We start from the raw sequence: 18,973 nt of genomic DNA, 5'->3' as shown, positions 1-18,973 counted from the left end.
CCTGCGGCGAGCGTTCTCACAGCAGATTAAGGACATACGACACGCTTTCGCCTCTCGGGAGTGAGACCGGCGAAGGCCCCGTGACCGGGGCGCACCGAGCGCTGCGCTTGCCGACTACCTCGTCCGTGCAGGTGGGAGAGAGTTTCCGGGGTGCTGGCCCGAGATCGCCCGCGTCGGTTTCCTGCGGGTCATTTCGTCGGCCCTTCCAGGTGCGGCGGACGGAAATTGATCACAAGGATGTGGCCGCTGACGACCAGGATCCACAGCGGGAACGCAAGCACGATCCATGTGGTGATGCCGACGACGAAGATCAGCCCCAGGAACACGAGGTAACCGAGCAAGACGAGCCAGCGCGGGAAGATGCCGAGGTGCTGCCCGATCATCGTGGTGGACATGGTGAAGACGGCGGCCAGGCGCGTGGCGTAGCTGGAGATCAGACCGAGGATGGTCTGACGGTCGTGCTCCCACAGGGGGAACAGTGCGGTGGCATGAGGGTTGTCGGCCACCGTGATGACGCCGAACGCCGTCCCGGCGAGGAGGAAGAGCACAGCGGCGAACAGGAACCCGCCGCCCAGGAAGATCGTGCTGAAGAACTTGTCCTCACTGGGTCCGATGTAGGCACGCACCGCACCTATGAACCAGAGGAAGAAGATCCCACCGAACGGCAGCAGACGCACGGCTGCCCGCAACTCGTCCCGTCTGGACGAGTCGGCGAACCAAACAGCCGGATCAGTGGACTCGGTCGGAACCGCGTCGCGGAACAGCAGGATGACGGTGGCCAGCAGCAGGGCTGAGATCACGCCTACCACCCCGGCGGCGCGCGGAGTGCTCAGCGCGGCACCTGGCGGCCTGTCAGCTTGCATGAGCTCTATGCTCGGGCGCGGCTGGGCACCCGAGCCCTCCGCCACGCGGTGACGGTCAACGATCACCCCGATGACCTCCGGTCCGGCCCGGGAATCAGGACGCCAAGCCGAGCGCCACGCTCGGTTACCGCTTCGGCTGGATGCGGAGGCTGGAGCTGACCAGCAGTCGTACGCCGATGACGGCTGCGGCTGCTGCCAGGGACGTCCAGGAGGGGTGGCCGGCGAGGTGGATGAGGCCGGCTGCCACGAGGAAGTCCGTGAGCACCGCCACGGCGGGCTGCACCCGGCGCATCCGGACGGCGACGCACACGGCGCTGATCAGTCCGAGAGCCGTGACCACAACGGCAGTCTGCGCCAGCAGCATGGTCACGGTGCGGTTCCTGGAGCCGTGGCATCGTCCCTGGGGGTGAGCCGCTCGATCTCCCGACGCTCTTGTTCGATCTCGCGGGCGAGGATGTAGTTCAGCGCGGTCCGGATCGCGGCGATCGCGGCCAGCTGGCCGATCTCGGTGAAGGAGGGCGCGATGGCTGTCCGCAGGATGTCTCCGGCGAGCTGGAACTCAAGCCCCAGGGCCAGGAAACGGCCGAGGGTCAGCCGGATCCGGTTGAAGCCGGAGGCGGCGGCCTCGGGCTCTCCCCGGCCGCGCAGCCGGCCGGCTCCGTACCGGACGAACTGCACGAACGCCCAGGCAGCGCCTGCGAAGATAACCAGCGCGCCAGCGAACTCGACAAGGCGTACGGCCAGGTCGACGACATCGCGCAGGGTGGATTCCGGCAGCAGATCCGCGTACATGGCAGCATTGTCCGTTCGCGCGGGCACCGCTACCTGCGCGCCACCCCCATGTGTTGGCGAGTACAAGGCGGACGCGGCGCAGCGGCCACGGCGGCCTGAGCCACCGCGCGGCAGCATCTGCCCCCCGGCCGGGCGCCCCGGAAGCCCTCGGACACAGCTCGATCCGCGTGACCATGGACGTGGCCATGCGGGGCCTGTCGTGGAAGGAACAGGCGCAAGCCATTCGTAATCACTCGATTACCGATCGCAATCAACCCGCGCGACGGTGCGCCATGCCGGAGGGCGGCTGCGGCCGGTGTTCGAAGCGCACGGCGGTTGCCGTCGACGACCGCCGCCAGGAAGGGGCCTCTGGGCTGGGGCGCGCTCGGCAGGATTCGAACCTGCAACCTCTTGATCCGTAGGTTCGGGCACAGCACTGGGCTAGGGCTCCGCTCTCCGCCGCGACGGTCGCCCGGGGTGGCTTTCGGCGGCTTGTATGTGCCGTCTGACCGGTCTCGTTTCCTCGCCCCTCGCACCCGCCACCACAGTGAGGGCAGCGGTGGGTTCTCGAATGCCCGTCATGTAGGCAGCGCCATACGGCTGAACCGCACCCGACACGACACCCGTCAGCCCAGCAGTGAGCGGACGACCTGGATAACTAGGTCTTCCAAACAATCACATGAGTCACCCGCCCTCATATTGTGGCCTCGAAGCGTGCCCCTGGCGCGCGGGGTCGCGGCAGCCCCCGTAAACGCGTGGGGTTCGTCTCGAATGCCGCCATCGCCACGCGGCCGAACGGGTCCGGCTCACCGACCCGTTCGGAGGTTTGATGCACGTATCCCGTGCCTTGCGTTCGATCGTTGCCGTCGCCTCAGTGGGGGCAGCGTTGCTGGCCTCCCCCGCGTGGTCCGCCGTGCCCGCCACCAGAACGGTACTCAAGACGGTCGACCACTCACAGGCCACTCGGTCCCCTGACTCCGGCCCCGCGGTGCACCATGACACCTCGCCACCGTTGCGTGAGCTGTCGCGAAGATCCGGACAGCCCCGGCGCGCTTCCGACCCCGTGCCCCCCAGAAAGGGGCCGCACCCGCGCTCCGCCAAGGCCACCGGTCCCGAGCAGGTGGTGCAGAACCGCAATGGCAGACGGGGTCGGATCCGGTTGGGCGTCAATTTCGAGGGCATCCGGGAGGGCGGGGGCACCCCTCCTGACCCCAACGCCTCGGTAGGCTCCCGCCAGGTCGTAGAGATCACCAACTTCAAACTCGCGGTGTACTCCAAGTCCGGTACCACGCTGCTGGGGCCGCTGACGACCCAAACCCTGTTCAGCGGGTTCGGCGGACCGTGCGAGACCGCTCAGAACGACTTCCTCGGGGACCCCGAAGTCCGCTGGGACTCCCTGGCCCACCGCTGGATCCTCAACCAGTTCGCCAGCGACCCCGTAACCAACACGAACCGACTGTGCGTGGGCGTCTCCCGCACCGCGGACGCCACCGGCGAGTACTACCGCTACGCCTTCGGGTATCAGACCCTCCCCGACCACCCGAAGTTCGCCGTGTGGCCGGACGCCTACTACGTGACCGCCACCGCCGCCGGGTCGCTCTTCGAGGCGTGCGCCTGGGACCGGCACAGGATGCTGCGCGGAGCCGACGCCGACCAGCAGTGCTACACCCTTCCGGCGTCGACCATCCCGCTCGGCTCGGACCTCGACGGCAAGACCCCACCACCGCGAGGCGAGCCCAACCTGCTGATCAACCTCGGCCCCACCGACGACAGGCTGCAGTACTGGCGGTTCCACGCCGACTGGACAGACCAGACCCGCACCACCCTCACGGGCCCGCAGGAGCTGAAGGTGGCCCCCTACACCCGGGCCTGCGAGAGTACCGATCCCACCCGCTGCGTCCCCCAGGTCGGCACCGCCCAGAAACTGGATTCGCTCTCCTACTCTCCTATGTACCGGTTCGCCTACCGCAACTTCGGCGACCACCAGTCCCTGGTCGTCAACCACGCGGTCGATGCCCGCGGCGGCGTGGGCGTGCGCTGGTACGAACTGCGGCTGCGTCACGGCCGACCGGTCGTCCGTCAGCAGAGCACCTACGCTCCGGACCCCACGTACCGGTGGATGGGCTCCGCAGCCATGGACAAGAACGGCGACATCGCCCTGGGATACTCGCAGTCGTCTTCCCGGACCCATCCCTCGATCCGAGTCACCGGACGCCTGGCGCACGACCCGCCGAACCTGATGACGTTCCACGAAACCACCGTGTGGACCGGCGCAGGCTCCCAGACCGGGAGCAACCGCTGGGGTGACTACACCTCCATGGCGATCGACCCGGTGGACGACTGTACGTTCTGGTACACCAACCAGTACCAACCGGCCAATGGCACCGGAAACTGGAACACCCGTATCGCCTCCTTCCAGCTCTCCGACTGCCACGCCCACCATCGCCGCCATCACCACCATGGCCACAGCCGCCGGCACGGCCACCACCGTCACGGGTGACACCCCCGGCGGACGGCGCACCACCGTCCACCCCGGACCCGCCCTGCAAGCCGGGGGCTGCGGCAGAACCGCCGCAGCCCGCGGGCCATGGCGTCTTCGCTCAGCTCAAGCTTCGTCCGGCTGGACCCGCAGCGCTCCGTATTCGATCGCGTCGGCGATGCCCTGCGTGACGGCGACGGCCCAGACGATGACGACAGTGCGGGCGGCGCGCTGGTCGCCGTCTGATCGGAGCGCTCGGCGGTTGCCGTCAACGACCGCCGTCGATGGTCAATGCAAGAGGCCCCTTCCATCTCTGGAAGGGGCCTCTTGGCTGCTGCGCGCTCGGCAGGATTCGAACCTGCAACCTCTTGATCCGTAGGTTCGGGCAGTGGCCTGGTATGGGTCTCAACAGCGGTCTGACCTGGTGCCCAGGGAGGGCAGCTGGCGGGCGTCATGTGCCGTCGTTGCCGTCACGGTTGCCGTCGAGAGCGCCATCAAAAACAGCGTGAGTCTCTGGGCTGGTTAGGGCCGACGCCACCTACTGATCTCTAGGACCATCCGAGGGACGCAGTCTTCACCCGCACCTTCCCGGTCCAGCCCCCGACTGCCAGGCAGTCCACCGCCCAAACCCGCTTCGCTGGCCTTGCGGCAACGCAAGGACTCAGTTCCTGCGTCCAGCTGCGTAACACACAGCCGCGACCGAGAGCACGGCAAACGCCAGCACTCTTATGTCTGAGGCGCTACGGCCATCCGAGATAGCGGCCAGGAGGACAACCATAATCACATACGCCCAATTTTGCGGCTTCTGTGGAGTTTTTCGAGAAGACACTAGCTTTACACCATTTCTACTATTTGACCGCCTTTACCCTCAAGTAAAGCTGTCCGGGTTAAGAACGTCTAGAAACTTGGACGAAGCCAGCGAAACCCCGGACAACCGGCAGACCTTCGGCCTAGTCTTCTGCCCAACTACCCGGACATCCCCGGACCGTCTCGGACAAGCGCGGACCTAGCCGGACGGCAACCGATGCTTGGAGTTGGCGTGACCGACGCACTTGCGACTCACCTTCGAGCCCTCCGCGTTCGCGCGGGCGATCCACCTATTCGAGAAATTGAACGACTGATAAATACACAGGGCAGACGAGAGACAATGGCCCGTTCAACCATTCAGGACAAATTCAGCGGCAAGAGTCGGGCGACCTTGATACAGGCGCTTTCAATCGTCGAGGCATTGTCTGACTACGCTCGATCCATGGGAGCACCGCTAGAGTCAACAGAAACGGATGTCCGAGTCTGGCGCGAGCGAGTCTCCATACGGGATAAATCAAACGAGACCGGAGCGCCAACCAACTCTCCCGCAACACCGGCCACCGAAATCGAATGGGACATTACACCATTAAAAAGAGCAGGAATGCTTGATGTGGTAGAGATGATCGAATCCTCCCGCCACTTAGAAGTAGCCGACTGGCTGCCTCAAGTCGTATCCATAATCAGGCAAGCAGGAATGAACTACAATAAATTCCTAAAAAGCGCCGCACGGGACACGCCCCAAGGGATTGCGATGACGACCTCAGCAATTCATAACTTGTTTCCTGCGGATGCCCACCCATGGGATGTTTCACCTAACGACACCTGCACCGTAGCAAATAGCCTGATCAGACTCTCGTCAACTCTTCATTCCCCCAAAAAAGCTCCGGTCATCTTGGTCGCTTTACGGAGAGCCGAAGTGGGGCAATATGCGGGAGAATTTCTATACGCTGTTGCAGCCTATAGAAATCCTCAAAATATCGAACGATCGGTGGATGCACTGCGGTCCGCAGAGTTAGCAAGAGATGCAAAGTCCCTACTCACCTGGGTCGGCAGTAATCGTGCAGCAGATAGGTCACTGGAGGTTTTAAATCAATTCCAGGAGGGAGCAAGGGAAGCAGATGTAAACGATATCTTGATCGGCGTCGCCAAGGAAAGCTCGAATCGGTTCACTGCCATCATCAAGGAACTCCAGAAAGTTGAACACGCCCACACTAGTGAGTACCTAGACGTCATGATGAGGCATATCCCCCTTAGCCAAAGAGAGGAATACGCAGACTGTCTAGCGAGCCTCGGATATGAGGAACGCAGCGCCAGCATTCGGCCTGTCGCCTTCAATGAATACAGCGACGAACCGCCCTTTTAGCGGTTACCCGACAATCTACCGAACGCATCAGGGCACCCTGTGACAGGGAGCCTCCTATGGAGCGCAGTGCTCAACACCTCCACCGCAATCGCACCATCTTCGAGTAGGAGAAGGTGAGGAATGGCGGTGAACGCGGCCGAGCACCGCAGCTTCTCCAGCTCAGGTCCATCGTCTGGAGAGTTGTGTGCAGCGTTAATGGCTTCGGCTTACTGCTCGCTTTGCGGTTAGACGCACATACAGGCCCAAGGCCGTTGCATCCACCAGCCGGAACCCGCTCGGGACCGCCCCAGTTGCTGGCGTCGGCACTGAGGAAGGCGGCAAGCCGGGCACGTCGATGATTACGCGGTCTACAAGGTCGGCAAGCAAGCACGCTGCCTCGTTCCCGCTGCCCTCGATCAGCACAGATCGTGCCCCTGCCTCAGCCAAGGTGTCCAGGACCTTATCGGACTCATCACCAAGCGGCCCACCGGGCACGTGAAAGACGTCCGTCCCGTGCCCTCCTGGCACGCCTTCCTCGATCGCGCCCGTACGCCGGATCACAAGATCGTGGGTGCGACGTAGTTCAGCAATGCTCGCGCAGTCCTCGTCTGAGCCGTCAGCACCCGTTGTGTATGCCCAAGTGATATATGGCCTTCCTGTGCGCAACGAGTGCAACCACGGGCCGAGAACGAGCAACGCTTCCTGCTCAAGAACGCCCTGCTCCACCTCAATGCCGGCGTGTTCCAGCACCACCGCGCCACCCTCCCCACGTGAAGTGGGGTCCATGACGGCCATCAGTACGCGGGACGCCCTCGCATCGATCAGGGCCTGTCGGCACGGCGGGGTCCGGCCGTGGTGGTTGCACGGCTCCAGCGTCACGACGGCCGTGCCGCCCTCGGCCCGCTCCCCCGCTGCGGTGAGCGCGTTCACCTCGGCGTGATGGTCTCCCTTGCGGAGGTGGTATCCCTCGCCGACCGGCACGCCGTCGCGGTCGAGGATCACGCACCCAACGGGCGGGTTCGGGCTCGTCGTCCCAAGTCCTTGGGCAGAGATGGCGATTGCTCGCCGCATGGCCGCTAGTTCGTTCGGCGTGGCCATCAGAACCCCGCATTCTCCTTGACTGCGTCGAGTAGGTCTCGCACGGCTGGAACATTACTCTCAGCCGCAAGAGCATTGATCGCCGTGACTGCCTCTTGCAGAGTGCGACCGGAGCCGGAACTGTGGGCCATGTCGAGAACCGCTGCCGCCTCGGCTGCGGCCTGCTCGTATTCCCGGATTCCGACGTAAGCCATGGCAAGGCGCGCCTGGGCGAACCCTCGGTCCCGCTGGTAGACGTCTGGAAGATCAGCCAATGCGGTTCGAAAGGTAGCTACCGCACGATCCGGACGCGACAGGTTGAGCCAGCAATTCGCGCGCTGGATCTCGATATAGCTGGGCGTACAAAAGTCGCCGTGCCCGGATCGTGCATCGCCGGATGATTCAACGGAAGCGGCGAATGCATGCGCCTCGTCCATCTTTCGATGACAAGCGACTTCATCACCGTCGAGCGCAAGACCTTGCGCTTCCTGCTGGATGGCTGCCGCTTTCATCGGCCTGGTGAGAGCCCGTTCATGGCGCTGTACCGCCTGCGCGAGGCCGATCGCCTGACCCGCGTTCCGCTTCCCCGCTGCGAGCTGGCTCCGACGAAACAGAGTCCACGACAACATGGCCTCGTCTCCGGCCTCCATCGCCCATTCCATGGCCCGGCTCGTCCACGTCTCGGCGCTGGTCACGTCCATGGAGTCCTCGTGAAGCCATGCGGCCGACTCGGCGTACTGGGCAGACAGCTTCAGCACCTCGTGCCGGTACTCGCCCCTGCTGTCTTCCAGCAGACCTTGCAAGACGTCGAGCTGTTGATGAACGGCCATAAGAGCATGGCGCGGACCGAAGAGGTTGTCTGCCCTGACAAGGACGTGCCACATATCGCGAAGATGCTCGATCGCCGCTTCATTCCGCGCTGCCGGAAGTCGCGGCTGCCTCACTGGCTTGGAGCGCACAACCCCAGCCGATACGTTGCCAGGCTTGAAGACCCCATCCCCCTGCAAGGCGATACCAATAGCATGCCCGAGAAGGGCTCGGCGATTTATCGGCACGATCTGCTCTTTCCCGTCGACGCACACCGAAACAAGAAGGATTTCGGGTAGCGCATCCGCATCCGCCGGATCCGTTGGATCTACGTGAACGGTCGGCAGACCGGAAGGAGTGTCTATCTGGAAGGCGGACGATGCTCCGTCCGGGCCGTCTTGGCCACTTCGAGCGTAGTCACGGGTTTGGGTGATGGCGTCCGTTGCCGGGGTACCCTCCCACGGACGTTCGGGGAGGTCGAGCATGTGGCCGGGAATGCCCAGTCCGTCAGCGATGCGTTCCATGACAGCCTGGCCACGAATACCCCGTACACCTCGGATCACGTCGCCGACGCGGGCGCTGGTCATCTTGCCGACAGCTGCGGCGATTTCGGCATAGCTCGCTGGTCCTCGTCTGTTGACGAGCCGGAAGATATCCCCGAAGTCCCGTCGCTTGCAGGCCCTTTGCATGTCTTCGCTCTGCAAGAGGCGGTCCGGGATCGTGAGGAGGTACCCCCTGCGTCTGGCTTCACGTTCACTCATGGGCGGCTCGCGAGGGTCTAGGGACGTACGCGTCAGTCCAGCGTAGATCGCGCCAGCTGATGGGGTACCCCAATTCGCACCCACGGGTACCCCATTGAGTGGCCCGAACGGGGCTTCTGACCTGCAAGCTTGTGGCCATGAAGCCAGAGCTGACGAACCCGAGTGAGCGTGAGGTGGTCCGGCGTTGGGCCCGCCATCCACGTTCCGTCGGCCTGGCACGCGCCGACTTGCGTAAGGCCCTGAGTGGTTGGGGTCTGACCACCGTCGAGGAGGTGGCGCTCCTGGTGCTGTCCGAGCTGGTGACGAATGCTGTTCGGCACGCGCGGGTGTCGCCTGGCCGGGAGATCGAAACCCGGTACCTGCTCCAGGGCGAGAGCGTACGGATTGAGGTTCACGATGCTTCGGACGAGTGGCCCAAGCTGAAGATCCCGAGCATTGAAGTTCCCCATGGCAGAGGGCTGGTCCTGGTGGAAGCGCTCGCGGACCGGTGGGGTGTGACCCCGCGCCCGGTGGTCGGCAAGTCGGTGTGGGCCGTGCTGACGGCTCCTGGTTCGGATGTTGGTCAAGGGATGAAGGGTGGGATGCAGCATGGCGAAGCGGACGCCGAGATGGGCGGCACGTGAGGCAGAGATCATCACCGCGTACCGGGACAACATGCGAGTCACAGAGATTCAACGACGGTTCGGCATAGCGAGCACCATGCTCTACGACCTGCTTCACCGCCGAGACGTGCCGCTGCGCTCAGGCGGACGACACGCCCCATGGTGGCAAGGCGGCGCGCTGCTGCCCTAGAGACGGGACGAGGGCTCCCGCGCCTTGGGAAGGACCCGGTAGCCCTCGCCCCTCAACTCCCCTTGGCTCAGTGTCCGTGAGGCAAGCACACATCCTGTGAGCTCCCCCGCCTCACTGACGTCACACACTGCGCCTCGGGGATGGCGGTGGACTCTGCCCCGTCCGCCGTCTGCGGTCCGGCTCTCCGCATCTTCATACCCGACCGGCGGGTGGAGGGCCGGACCGCGCATGAGTGGCCCCCGGCCCTGCCGAAATCACCGCTGATCCCGGGTGCGGCGGGCCTGTCGAGCCATACGGCAGCAGCCCAGCTGATCGGCTTCCGCGCCCACGGCACACCTGGGCGTCGTTGCCTCAAGAAAGCAGGGCCGACGTGGCCATTCGGTGCAGGCGCTGACAGTATCCGAGCTCTTCCGCATCGATGATCATCGGCAGGGCTCGATCAAGGTCCGCGATGCAGTCGCGCAGTATCCGGTGGCGCCCTGCGTCGAGGGAGCCGCCATTGTTCTGCCAGGTGGAAACGCACCCGGCGATGGTCGCGTCGAGCAGCACCACGTCGATACCCGCCGGCTCCGCGCCGCGCAGTCCGGTCGGGAATGGCGCGCTCAGGTGTTCCCGCCACAGACGGGCCAGGGTCGCCTCACACTCACCCGCTCTGCTCATATGGCTCACCTTCCCGTAGATGTTTCGGGCTCAGGCGACGGTGAGCGCTCGCGGTCTTTGATCCACGTGCGCGACGGTTGCTGTCGGGACTGCTGTCAACACATACGCCAGAGGCCCCTTCCGATGTTCGGAAGGGGCCTCTGAGCTGGGGCGCGCTCGGCAGGATTCGAACCTGCAACCTCTTGATCCGTAGTCAAGTGCTCTATCCGTTAAGCTACGAGCGCTTGGCTTCCCGGCGATTTTTCTTGCCGGTCGGCGTTGCGGGGACAACATTACATGACCTGTGGCGTCAGGTGAAATCCGTTTCCCGCACCCCCCCTGACCTGGGAAAACTCTCTTTTGGCGGTCATCCGGAAGATCGGCAGGGGGTGCCGGATGATCACTGTGGTGGGGCAGGTGGGCCACGGATGGGGCAGCGGGCCGGGTGGGGGTGGACGTGCCCGAGGGGAAACGCAGCGGAGCCCCGGCCGCAGGGGCCAGGGCTCCGGTGAGAGCGGAGGCTCCGGGATTTGAACCCGGGATGGGGGGTTACCCCAAACCGCATTAGCAGTGCGGCGCCATAGACCAGACTAGGCGAAGCCTCCATACACACCGACGCTTATTCGCGCGAGCGCGACGCGGTGTGTGCAGATGATGTCACAGCCCAGTGGGATGTCACCAATCGCCGCCTACGGTACTCGGCTGGCAGGGCGCATCGCAAAGCCCTTATGGCGGCGCAACGCGCACGACGGCGGCGCGTTAGAGGGGCAGGGGCAGTGCGCCCCGTCGTGATCACACCTGGAGCGCCCCGATGCCCCTGCTGCACCGCCTGGCCGTCGCCGTCGTCGCGGCGGCCGCCTCCGCCGCCACGATGAACGCCGCCGCCTGGGCCGCGCCCGTGCCGCTGCCTCTGCCGTACGGGGACGGGAGCACCGATCACCTACTGGTCACCGTGTCGCGGATCGGCAGTGCCGCGGACTCCGTCACGTACTCGCTGTCATGCCATCCCACCGGGGGGACGCACCCGGCCGCGCAGGGGGCCTGCGATCAGCTGGACTCGGCGGTGGTGTGGGGGAGGGATCCGTTCGCGCCCGTGCCGCCCGGGGCGATGTGCACGGGGCAGTACGGGGGGCCGGCCACCGCGCAGGTGCGCGGTCATTGGGCGGGGCGGCCGGTGGACGCGCGGTTCTCCCGGGCCAATGGGTGCGAGATCGCTCGATGGGACAGATTTTCCACTGTTTTGCGCCTTCCTGGGAGCTGACCTGAGGATTGGCCGGGACTGGCACGTAACGGGCCCGTAAGGCTCGCCAGGAGGTTTGTCCAGGCGTGCGCCGAGACGCGTACGTCGTGCTGCGACCTCCCTCTCATCTACCGCCGCGTCCGCCCCCGCTGCCCGTAGACTCCCCTGAGGACACTCCACGGATGCGGCGGCACAACGACCGCGAGTGTCGGGCAAGGTGCGGTACATCAGGGAGGAAGCGTCGTCGTGAGCAGCAGGCCATCCCGAGGCGCTGCTCGCCTCGCAGCCATACTCGACGCACTCCCCGACGCGCTGCTGCTGGTGAACTGCAACGGCACGGTCGTCAACGCCAACCACATCGCCCTCGAGACCTTCGAGGTGCCGGGAACGGCGCTCGTCGGCCGCGGTCTGCTGGATCTTCTCCCCTCCTTCGACTCCAATCGCATTCCGGGCTCGATGCGCCGCCCCGACGACCAGGACGAGGCAGGCCGCACCAAGCCGACGCGGATGATGGCGCGGCGCACGGACGGCATGCAGTTCCCCGTCGAGGTCACCAGCGCGAATCTGGAGGACGGCCGGACTCCTTACGCCGACCAGTACAGCTACACCGGCGACGAACTGCTGATGCTCGTCGTGCGCGACCTGACCGGGACGCTCGACACCGAGGCCGAGCTCGCCCGCCAACAGCGCCAGACCGAGATGATCCTGCGCGCGGCGGCGGAGGGCGTGGTCGGCGTGGACACCGAGGGCAAGGTGGTCCTCGTCAACCCGTCCGCGGCGCAGATCCTCGGCTACCGGGCCAGCGACCTGGGCGGTCAGGAGCTTCATCCTCTTGTACACCACTCGCGCCCGGACGGTTCCCCTCTTCCGTACGAGGAGTCCCCGCTCACCGAGACCCTGCGCTCCGGCCGTAAGTACCGGGTGCGCGGCCAGACGCTGTGGGCGAAGGACGGCAGTGCCGTACCGGTCGACCTGACGACCGCGCCCGTGCGGGACGGGGAGCAGCTCGTCGGCGCGGTGATGACCTTCACCGACCGGCGGCCCGAGGAAACCCTCGTGGCGAAGCACGCGGAGGAACTCGAGAGCCTCACGGCCGAGCACGCCGAGGAGCTGAAGAAGCTCACCGCGCGCCACACGGAGGAGCGGGAGAAGCTCACGAAGCAGCTCGCCGAGCAGCGGAAGGAGCTCACCGCCCAGCTCGCCCGGGAGCGGGAGGGACACGCCGAGCGGTACGACGCGCTCGCCGCCCGCAACACCCAGCTGCTGGCCGTGCTCGACCAGTCGCTGCGCGGCCCGCTGCTGGAGCTGCGCGGCGAACTCGCCGTGCTCGCCGACGACCCGGCCGGGCAGCTGTGGCCCGAGGCCAACCAGATCCTGCACCACCTCGCCGCCGGGTACACCCGGATGACCACGCTGGTGGACAACGTCCTGAGCTATCAGCGACTCGACTCGGGCGGCGAGGACTTCACCCGGCACGCGGTCTCCATGGACGAGGTCGTCTCGGCCGGCGTCGAGGGCGCGGTCGAGCTGATCGGCCCCGGGCGGGCGCAGTTCGCCGTGCACGCGCCGCCGATCGAGGCCGAGGTGGACGCGGAGCGGCTGGCGCAGGCGCTGGCCCACCTGATCGCGGACGTGGCCGGGGTCGACTCCACCGGCAAGGCGACCGGGGGCCCGGGCGGTGCTACGGGCGACTCGACCATCGTGGTCGCGGCGGCGCAGCGCGGCGATGTCGTACGGATCGAGGTGCGCGGACCGTACGCGGGCGGCGACCCGGTGCACGAGCCGATCGTCCGCGGGATCGTACGGCGGCACGGGGGCGTGCTACAGACCCACGAGATGCCGGGCATGGGCGGGCACGCGTACGTCCTCGAGGTGCCGATCTCCGCGGCCGCCGCCGAACAGGCGAGGCAGGGCGACAGCGCCGCGGCGGCGGGGCGTACGTCCGGGACCGGGGAGGTACGGAACACCTCCGGCCGGGGCACCTCCGGCGGCGGCGCGGGCACCGGCCGGACGCCGACGGCCGCCGCGGCCGCGGCGGCACAGGCAGGACGGCGCGCGCGGCGCGGCCCGGCGGGCGGACCCGGAAACGGAACGAACGGCGCGGGTACGAACGGCGCGGGTACGAACGGCGCCGGTACAAACGGGGCCGGTACGAGCGGTGCCGCTACTAACGGCGCAGGTACGAACGGAGGCGGCGCCAACGGGGGTGCCGCGCCGCGCACGCCCGGCGCCCAAGGCGCCGATCCCCGCGCCCCGCACGCCGGTTCCGCGCCCCCCGTGTCCGCGCCCGGGAACGACGACACCGCCGATGAGCCGCGCCCGACCGGGCGTCGTCGCGCCCGTCGCCACCCGGACGAAGAACAGCCGGCACCCGCAGCCGCGAACGCCGATACCGACAGCCAGGGTTCGGGGGCCCATCGCCATGCCCGTGGCGGTGCGCCACAGGCCGGTCCGCCGCCCGCCGCGATGGGTCCGGTGCCGCCCCAGGGCATGGCCGGGCAGCCGTCCGCCCCGGGCGGGCGGCGGGCCCGGCGCGGCGCCCCGGCCGAGGCCGGACAGGGGCGTTCCGCTCTCGCGCTGCCGCCCGCGGCGGCCGACGCCGCCCCGCAGGGCGGCGGCTGGCCGGCCGCTCCCGGCCCCGCCACACCCCCGGCCCCCCAAAGCGGCCGGGCCATGCCCGCACTCCCCGCCGCACGCACCCCCGAACAACAACAGAACAACTGGAACCAACCCCAGAACAGCCCCAACGGCGGCCCGGGTCCCATGCCCCCCGCTCAGCCCACCGCCCAGCCCGCCGGGCGGCGGCGGGCCCGGCGCGCGCTCGGCGAGGCGCCCGGACGGGCCGGGGCCGACGAGGCGCAGCCCCAAGGTCAGCCCCAGGCCCAGCCGCAGCCCGCGGGTGACCCGGCCGGCGGCCGGTCCCCGTTCGCGCTGCCGCCCGCGGCGGCCGACCGGACGCCGGAGTCCGCGCTGCCGCCGGAGCTCGGGCCCGTGGGCCTCGTCCCCGCCCAGCACGGAGCGCGGAACCCCCGCGGAGGCGCGGCCCAGGGCGGACCGGCCGGGCCCGGCGCCCAGGCCGCCCAGGGCGGCGTGCCCGTGCCGAGCAGGAGCGGCGGCGGTGGCCTCGCCGTACGAGGCGGCCCCGTACCGCCCAACGCAGCCCCGCAGGGCGGCGGCTGGCCGGCCGCTCCCGGCCCCGCCACACCCCCGGCCCCCCAAGGCGGACGGGCCATGCCCGCACTCCCCGCCGCACGCACCCCCGAACAACAACAGAACAACTGGAACCAACCCCAGAACGACCCGAACGCCGGCCCGGGCGGTCCCTACGGCGCGGACGAGGGTCCGTACGCCCCGGACGACGAGCAGTACGACACGGGCGGCGCCCCGCAGCCCACCGGACGGCGGCGGGCCCGGCGGCCGCTGGCCGACGAACAGCCGGAGCCCGGGGCGCAGGCCGTGCCCGCCATGCCCGCCATGGAGGAGGGCGCAGGGCAGCCCGGTTCCTGGCCGGGCGGCCCCGCGGAGCACCGCCCTCAGCCTCAGCCCCAGCGTCGGCCACAGCAGTTGCCCGCCGCCGAGCCCGCGCCGGGCCCCGACACCACGCAGGGGCGCGCGATCAGCGTGCGCACCCTGGGTCAGGGCGTGCCGTTCGCGCAGCAGGTCTCGGAGCATCACCCGCACAACTCGCAGGCGCAGCTCCAGACGCCGTCCGGCGGCACGGCCGCGGCGGGAGGCCTGGGCAGGCGGCGCAAGCTGGCGGCGAAGCCCGACCCGGCGGGCCAGGCCGCCTCGGCCGAGCTGGAGCCGGTCGGCCACCCCGGCGCTCCCGGCGCCCAGCCGCGCCCCCAGCCAGGGTCCGGGCCAGGGGCAGGGCCGGGGTCAGGGCCTGGGTCCGGGGCGCATCCGCAGCGCCCCGGCTCGCCCCAGAGCTCGGGTCGCGCCTTCGCGATCGGCGCGCCCGACGAGGGCGCCGAGGGCCCGGAGCCGCTGGACGGGCCGAACGGCGCCATCGAGGTCGTCGACGACCGCACTCCGCCGCCCGACGACGAGCTGCCCCCCGAGCCTCTGGACAACCCGCGTCGGCTGCTCGTCTGGCCCGCGCCGGACATGTCCACGCAACAGGCGCTCAGCGACCGCGGCTACCGCCCGGTGATCGTGCACTCGCGCGAGGAGGTGAACGCGCAGATCGCGGCGTACCCGGCCGCGCTGTTCGTCGACCCGCTGACCGGGCCGATCACCCGGACGGCGCTCCAGTCGCTGCGTACCGCCGCGGTCGCCGCCGAGGTGCCGGTGCTGGTGACGGCGGGGCTCGGCCAGGCGTCGCGCGAGGCCGCGTACGGCGCCGACCCGGCCGTGCTGTTCAAGGCGCTCGCCCCGCGCGACAGCGAGCAGCACCCGCCGCGGGTCCTGCTGATCGAGGAACACCAGCCGATCTCGGACGCGCTGACGGCGACGCTGGAGCGGCGCGGCATGCAGGTCGCCCGGGCGGCGACGGACGCGGACGCGGTGGCGCTCGCCGCGCAGATGCGGCCGAATCTGGTGGTGATGGACCTGATGCAGGTGCGCCGCCGACGGGCCGGGATCGTGGACTGGCTGCGCGGGAACGGGCTGCTCAACCGCACCCCGCTGGTCGTCTACACCTCGGCGGACATGGATCCGGCCAATCTGTCGCGACTGAGCTCGGGCGAGACCGTGCTGTTCCTCGCGGAGCGCTCGACGAGCGCGGAGGTGCAGGGCCGGATCGTGGATCTGCTGGCCAAGATCGGCAACAACTGAGGTCCGCCGGGCCCTGTGCCGGCGGACCGCCGCGTCATGAACTGCCGGTGCCGGTGCCGTCCGTTCCGGTGCGGTCCGAGCCGCTGCCGCTCGTGCCGGTGCCGTCCGTGCCGGTGAGGAGACCGACGGCGGTACGGAGCGAATCGCGCAGCCGTGCCGCGGCCTCCTCCGTGTCGCCGAGGAGCAGCTTGCGGATCTGCGAGACGGCCAGGGGCCAGCCCGCCAGCGCGCTGATGATGAACACCAGGTGCTCCGGCGGGAGGTGCCGCTCGATGGCGCCCCGCTCCTGCGCGGCGCCGAAGGCGGCGGCCTTCGAGGCGTAGAAGGCGCGGCGCTGCTCCTGCCGCTCGATCCCGACACCGCCACCGCCGCCGTACTCCAGTCCCTCCCAGAGCATCAGCCGCAGCAGCTCGGGGTGGTCGGCGTGGTAGGCCATCAGCCGGTCCAGATAGTCGCCCGGGTTCTCGGCGTCGGGCGGGACCGCGGCCGCGATGGCCAGCATGGCGTGCTGGACCACCTGCGTGAACAGTTCGGCCTTGTCGCCGAAGTAGGCGTAGATGAGCTGCTTGTTGGCCTTCGCCTCGCGGGCGATGCGGTCGATGCGGGCCCCCGCGATGCCATGGGCGGCGAACTCCGCGGTGGCCGCCGCGAAGATCCGGGCCTTGGTCGCCTCCGCGTCCCTTGCTGGTGCCATGAGCCCAGAGTAACCAACTACCTGGTTGACAACGTTCCCCTGGAGCCACAGACTCGACAACCAACCAGTTGGTTACTTAGCGGCGGACGAGCCCGCACGGAGGGGTTTGGAGCTGCTGCCGGTTGACAGTGCTTGGGCGCGTTTGGGTGTGCATGAGTGAGCATCGACGACCGTGCGACGGGCCTGTGGAGGGAACGGAAGTTCTTGAGTCGAATGCGTGACCTTCACGGGAGGTGCTCGTTGGGTGCAGTGGCGGGGGACTTCGACTCGTGTAGGGGGTGGGGGATGGGTCGGCTGCGCGAGGTGGCGGCGCCGTTCGTGGCCCCCGGCCCGACCGGGGTGGCCATCCGCGGCAGCCTCAAGGGCCTGACCGGGCAGGACGAGGAGGTCCTACGCCTGGTCGGTAGTCTGCTGGGCTCGCTGGCCTCCCGTGACCTGAAGGCCCGCTGCGCGGCTGGGCTGGAGCATGACAGTGATCAGTGGGCGCAGCGCAAGCGGGCTTTGACCAGGGAGGCCTCCTCGCGGTGGGCGGGCAGCATCACGAAAACCACGAATGATCAGTGGGCACTGGCCCGGCGCGGTCAGCTCGCGCATATCCAGAGCCTCCAGGCAGGCATCGATACGATCGCTCGTCGGCTGTCGCTCCCGGTTGGGGCGAAGGGTTCCCAGGGCTCGCCGGGTGGTTACCGCTCCCGGCAGGAGTGGTTCGCCAAGTCGAGGCGCCTGCACCTGCTCGAGGACCGGCTGGAGCGGGAGCGGGCCGACCGTGCGGCCGGGCGGGTGCGGGTGGTGCGCGGTGGCAGGAAGCCGCTGCGCAACCGCCACAACCTCCAAGCCGGCCAGCTTTCCGAGGCGCAGTGGCGGGAGCGGTGGGAGGCCGAGCGCTGGTTCCTCCAGGCCGATGGCGAGTCGGGGAAGGGCTGCGGAAACGAGACGATCCGCGTCACCCCGAACGGTGAGGTGAGCATCAAGCTTCCGGCGCCACTGGCCACATTGGCGAACGCGCCCCACGGCCGGTACGTACTCGCCTGCCGGGTCCACTTCCGGCATCGGGGCGCGCAGTGGGCCGACCGTATCGCGGCGAACCGGGCCGTGGCGTACCGCATCCACTTCGACGTGGGGCGTGGCCGCTGGTACTTGACTGCTTCCTGGCAGATCCTGCCCGTGAGGACAGAGCCGCTGGAGGCGGCCCGCTCCGGCGGGCTGATCGGCGTGGACATGAACGCCGACCATCTGGCCGCCTGGCGCCTGGACGCCCACGGCAACCCCGTCGGCGAACCCCACAGGTTCGACTACGACCTGTCTGGCAGCGCACCGCACCGGGACGCGCAGGTGCGGCACGCCCTCATCCGCCTCCTGCACTGGGCCCAACGCCACAGTGTCGCCATCGCGATCGAGGACCTGGACTTCCAGGCGGAGAAGACCCGCGAGAAGCACGGGCGACGCAAGCGATTCCGCAAGCTGATCTCCGGCATACCCGTGAGCAAGCTGCGCAGCAGACTGGTGTCCATGGCAGCCGAACTCGGCATCACCGTCATGGCCGTCGACCCCGCCTACACCTCCCGCTGGGGCGCCCAGCACTGGCAAAAACCCCTCACCACCAAAACCCGCAAGACCACCCGCCACGACGCCGCCGCCGTGGCCATCGGACGGCGCGCCCTGGGATGCCCGATCCGGCGACGGACACAACCGCCCCCACAGCACCGGAGCGATGCTGCGGGGCATCGGAGCGTCCAGGCCGCATCGGGCGTCCTGGGGCGTGAGGAAACCCGCCCCCGCATTCCCGGACCACGGACACGATCCGCCGGCGCCGGACGCGGAGCGAAAGCGGGGAACCAGTGTGCCCACAACCGTTCGGGGCACACGGCTGAGCATGGGTTCTGGCACCAGGACTCACTCCCGCTCAGTCTCTAGGAACGGTTGGC

At 68.4% G+C, this 18,973-nt stretch carries 15 protein-coding genes and 2 tRNA genes; 7 read left to right on the top strand and 10 right to left on the bottom strand.

The genetic code is table 11. The features are described from left to right. Positions 1–188: 188 nt before the first annotated feature. From ACZ4WQ_RS28035 to ACZ4WQ_RS28025, 3 genes are all read right to left on the bottom strand, one after another. Positions 189–863, bottom strand: a complete 675-nt coding sequence (locus tag ACZ4WQ_RS28035) for a hypothetical protein (RefSeq protein WP_398376074.1) — start codon at positions 861–863, stop codon at positions 189–191. 124 nt (positions 864–987) lie between these two features. Further along, on the bottom strand, positions 988–1,233 hold the full coding sequence (locus ACZ4WQ_RS28030) for a hypothetical protein (protein WP_398376076.1): 246 nt from the start codon (positions 1,231–1,233) through the stop codon (positions 988–990). Then, entirely contained in the window at positions 1,230–1,655 is a 426-nt protein-coding gene (locus ACZ4WQ_RS28025; RefSeq protein ID WP_398376077.1) for a DUF1622 domain-containing protein, read from the bottom strand. The genes ACZ4WQ_RS28030 and ACZ4WQ_RS28025 overlap by 4 nt, the downstream gene beginning before the upstream one ends. A gap of 1,042 nt (positions 1,656–2,697) precedes the next feature. Between ACZ4WQ_RS28025 and ACZ4WQ_RS28020 the strand changes: the two genes are divergently transcribed. The 3 genes from ACZ4WQ_RS28020 (at position 2,698) to ACZ4WQ_RS28010 (ending at position 6,283) form a co-directional block, all read left to right on the top strand. After that, entirely contained in the window at positions 2,698–4,134 is a 1,437-nt protein-coding gene (locus ACZ4WQ_RS28020) for a hypothetical protein (protein ID WP_398376078.1), read from the top strand. 87 nt (positions 4,135–4,221) lie between these two features. Next, a complete protein-coding gene (locus tag ACZ4WQ_RS28015) occupies positions 4,222–4,359 on the top strand; it encodes a hypothetical protein (RefSeq protein ID WP_398376080.1) in 138 nt (45 codons plus the stop codon). 793 nt (positions 4,360–5,152) lie between these two features. Beyond that, the gene (locus ACZ4WQ_RS28010) at positions 5,153–6,283 is read left to right on the top strand and encodes a hypothetical protein (RefSeq protein ID WP_398376082.1); all 1,131 of its coding nucleotides are present in this window, start codon (positions 5,153–5,155) and stop codon (positions 6,281–6,283) included. Positions 6,284–6,475: 192 nt separating this feature from the next. Here ACZ4WQ_RS28010 and ribD read toward each other — a convergent pair whose 3' ends face one another. Both ribD and ACZ4WQ_RS28000 read right to left on the bottom strand, forming a co-directional pair. Beyond that, complete coding sequence (gene ribD / locus ACZ4WQ_RS28005; RefSeq protein WP_398376084.1) at positions 6,476–7,360, bottom strand: bifunctional diaminohydroxyphosphoribosylaminopyrimidine deaminase/5-amino-6-(5-phosphoribosylamino)uracil reductase RibD; 885 nt, start codon at positions 7,358–7,360, stop codon at positions 6,476–6,478. Next, positions 7,360–8,907, bottom strand: a complete 1,548-nt coding sequence (locus ACZ4WQ_RS28000; RefSeq protein ID WP_398376086.1) for a hypothetical protein — start codon at positions 8,905–8,907, stop codon at positions 7,360–7,362. Before ACZ4WQ_RS28000 ends, ribD begins: the two co-directional genes overlap by 1 nt. Positions 8,908–9,044: 137 nt before the next feature. Here ACZ4WQ_RS28000 and ACZ4WQ_RS27995 point away from each other — a divergent pair, with 137 nt between their 5' ends. Next, a complete protein-coding gene (locus ACZ4WQ_RS27995) occupies positions 9,045–9,530 on the top strand; it encodes an ATP-binding protein (protein WP_398376088.1) in 486 nt (161 codons plus the stop codon). Positions 9,531–10,050: 520 nt separating this feature from the next. Here the strand turns inward: ACZ4WQ_RS27995 and ACZ4WQ_RS27990 are convergent. From ACZ4WQ_RS27990 to ACZ4WQ_RS27975, 4 genes are all read right to left on the bottom strand, one after another. Further along, positions 10,051–10,359 (bottom strand): hypothetical protein, encoded by a 309-nt coding sequence (locus ACZ4WQ_RS27990; protein WP_398376090.1) that lies wholly within the window; start codon positions 10,357–10,359, stop codon positions 10,051–10,053. 151 nt (positions 10,360–10,510) lie between these two features. Further along, positions 10,511–10,583: transfer RNA gene (locus tag ACZ4WQ_RS27985), tRNA-Arg, on the bottom strand. Between the two features lie 270 nt (positions 10,584–10,853). After that, positions 10,854–10,943 (bottom strand) — tRNA-Ser (locus ACZ4WQ_RS27980). Positions 10,944–11,130: 187 nt separating this feature from the next. Then, complete coding sequence (locus ACZ4WQ_RS27975) at positions 11,131–11,271, bottom strand: hypothetical protein (protein ID WP_358846678.1); 141 nt, start codon at positions 11,269–11,271, stop codon at positions 11,131–11,133. Here ACZ4WQ_RS27975 and ACZ4WQ_RS27970 point away from each other — a divergent pair. Then, the gene (locus ACZ4WQ_RS27970; protein WP_358846676.1) at positions 11,210–11,599 is read left to right on the top strand and encodes an SSI family serine proteinase inhibitor; all 390 of its coding nucleotides are present in this window, start codon (positions 11,210–11,212) and stop codon (positions 11,597–11,599) included. The genes ACZ4WQ_RS27975 and ACZ4WQ_RS27970 overlap by 62 nt on opposite strands. A gap of 225 nt (positions 11,600–11,824) precedes the next feature. Continuing rightward, a complete protein-coding gene (locus ACZ4WQ_RS27965; RefSeq protein WP_398376091.1) occupies positions 11,825–16,354 on the top strand; it encodes a response regulator in 4,530 nt (1,509 codons plus the stop codon). Between the two features lie 34 nt (positions 16,355–16,388). Here ACZ4WQ_RS27965 and ACZ4WQ_RS27960 read toward each other — a convergent pair whose 3' ends face one another. Beyond that, positions 16,389–17,048: a TetR/AcrR family transcriptional regulator gene (locus tag ACZ4WQ_RS27960; RefSeq protein ID WP_358846656.1), complete on the bottom strand. Its 660-nt coding sequence runs from the start codon at positions 17,046–17,048 to the stop codon at positions 16,389–16,391. Between the two features lie 285 nt (positions 17,049–17,333). Here ACZ4WQ_RS27960 and ACZ4WQ_RS27955 point away from each other — a divergent pair, with 285 nt between their 5' ends. After that, positions 17,334–18,962 (top strand): IS200/IS605 family accessory protein TnpB-related protein, encoded by a 1,629-nt coding sequence (locus ACZ4WQ_RS27955; protein WP_398376093.1) that lies wholly within the window; start codon positions 17,334–17,336, stop codon positions 18,960–18,962. The last annotated feature ends 11 nt before the right edge of the window (positions 18,963–18,973 follow it).

The sequence above is a fragment of the Streptomyces sp. NPDC028305 genome (genome assembly GCF_055569495.1).
This window is presented reverse-complemented; position numbering and strand designations above follow the sequence as displayed.

Bases quoted from the DNA above. Each gene is read 5' to 3' on its own strand.
- ACZ4WQ_RS28035 (WP_398376074.1), bottom strand. From the start codon at position 863: ATGCAAGCTGACAGGCCGCCAGGTGCCGCGCTGAGCACTCCGCGCGCC.
- ACZ4WQ_RS28025 (WP_398376077.1), bottom strand. From the start codon at position 1,655: ATGTACGCGGATCTGCTGCCGGAATCCACCCTGCGCGATGTCGTCGAC.
- ACZ4WQ_RS28015 (WP_398376080.1), top strand. From the start codon at position 4,222: ATGGCGTCTTCGCTCAGCTCAAGCTTCGTCCGGCTGGACCCGCAGCGC.
- ribD (WP_398376084.1), bottom strand. From the start codon at position 7,360: ATGGCCACGCCGAACGAACTAGCGGCCATGCGGCGAGCAATCGCCATC.
- ACZ4WQ_RS28000 (WP_398376086.1), bottom strand. From the start codon at position 8,907: ATGAGTGAACGTGAAGCCAGACGCAGGGGGTACCTCCTCACGATCCCG.
- ACZ4WQ_RS27995 (WP_398376088.1), top strand. From the start codon at position 9,045: ATGAAGCCAGAGCTGACGAACCCGAGTGAGCGTGAGGTGGTCCGGCGT.
- ACZ4WQ_RS27990 (WP_398376090.1), bottom strand. From the start codon at position 10,359: ATGAGCAGAGCGGGTGAGTGTGAGGCGACCCTGGCCCGTCTGTGGCGG.
- ACZ4WQ_RS27970 (WP_358846676.1), top strand. From the start codon at position 11,210: ATGAACGCCGCCGCCTGGGCCGCGCCCGTGCCGCTGCCTCTGCCGTAC.
- ACZ4WQ_RS27960 (WP_358846656.1), bottom strand. From the start codon at position 17,048: ATGGCACCAGCAAGGGACGCGGAGGCGACCAAGGCCCGGATCTTCGCG.
- ACZ4WQ_RS27955 (WP_398376093.1), top strand. From the start codon at position 17,334: ATGGGTCGGCTGCGCGAGGTGGCGGCGCCGTTCGTGGCCCCCGGCCCG.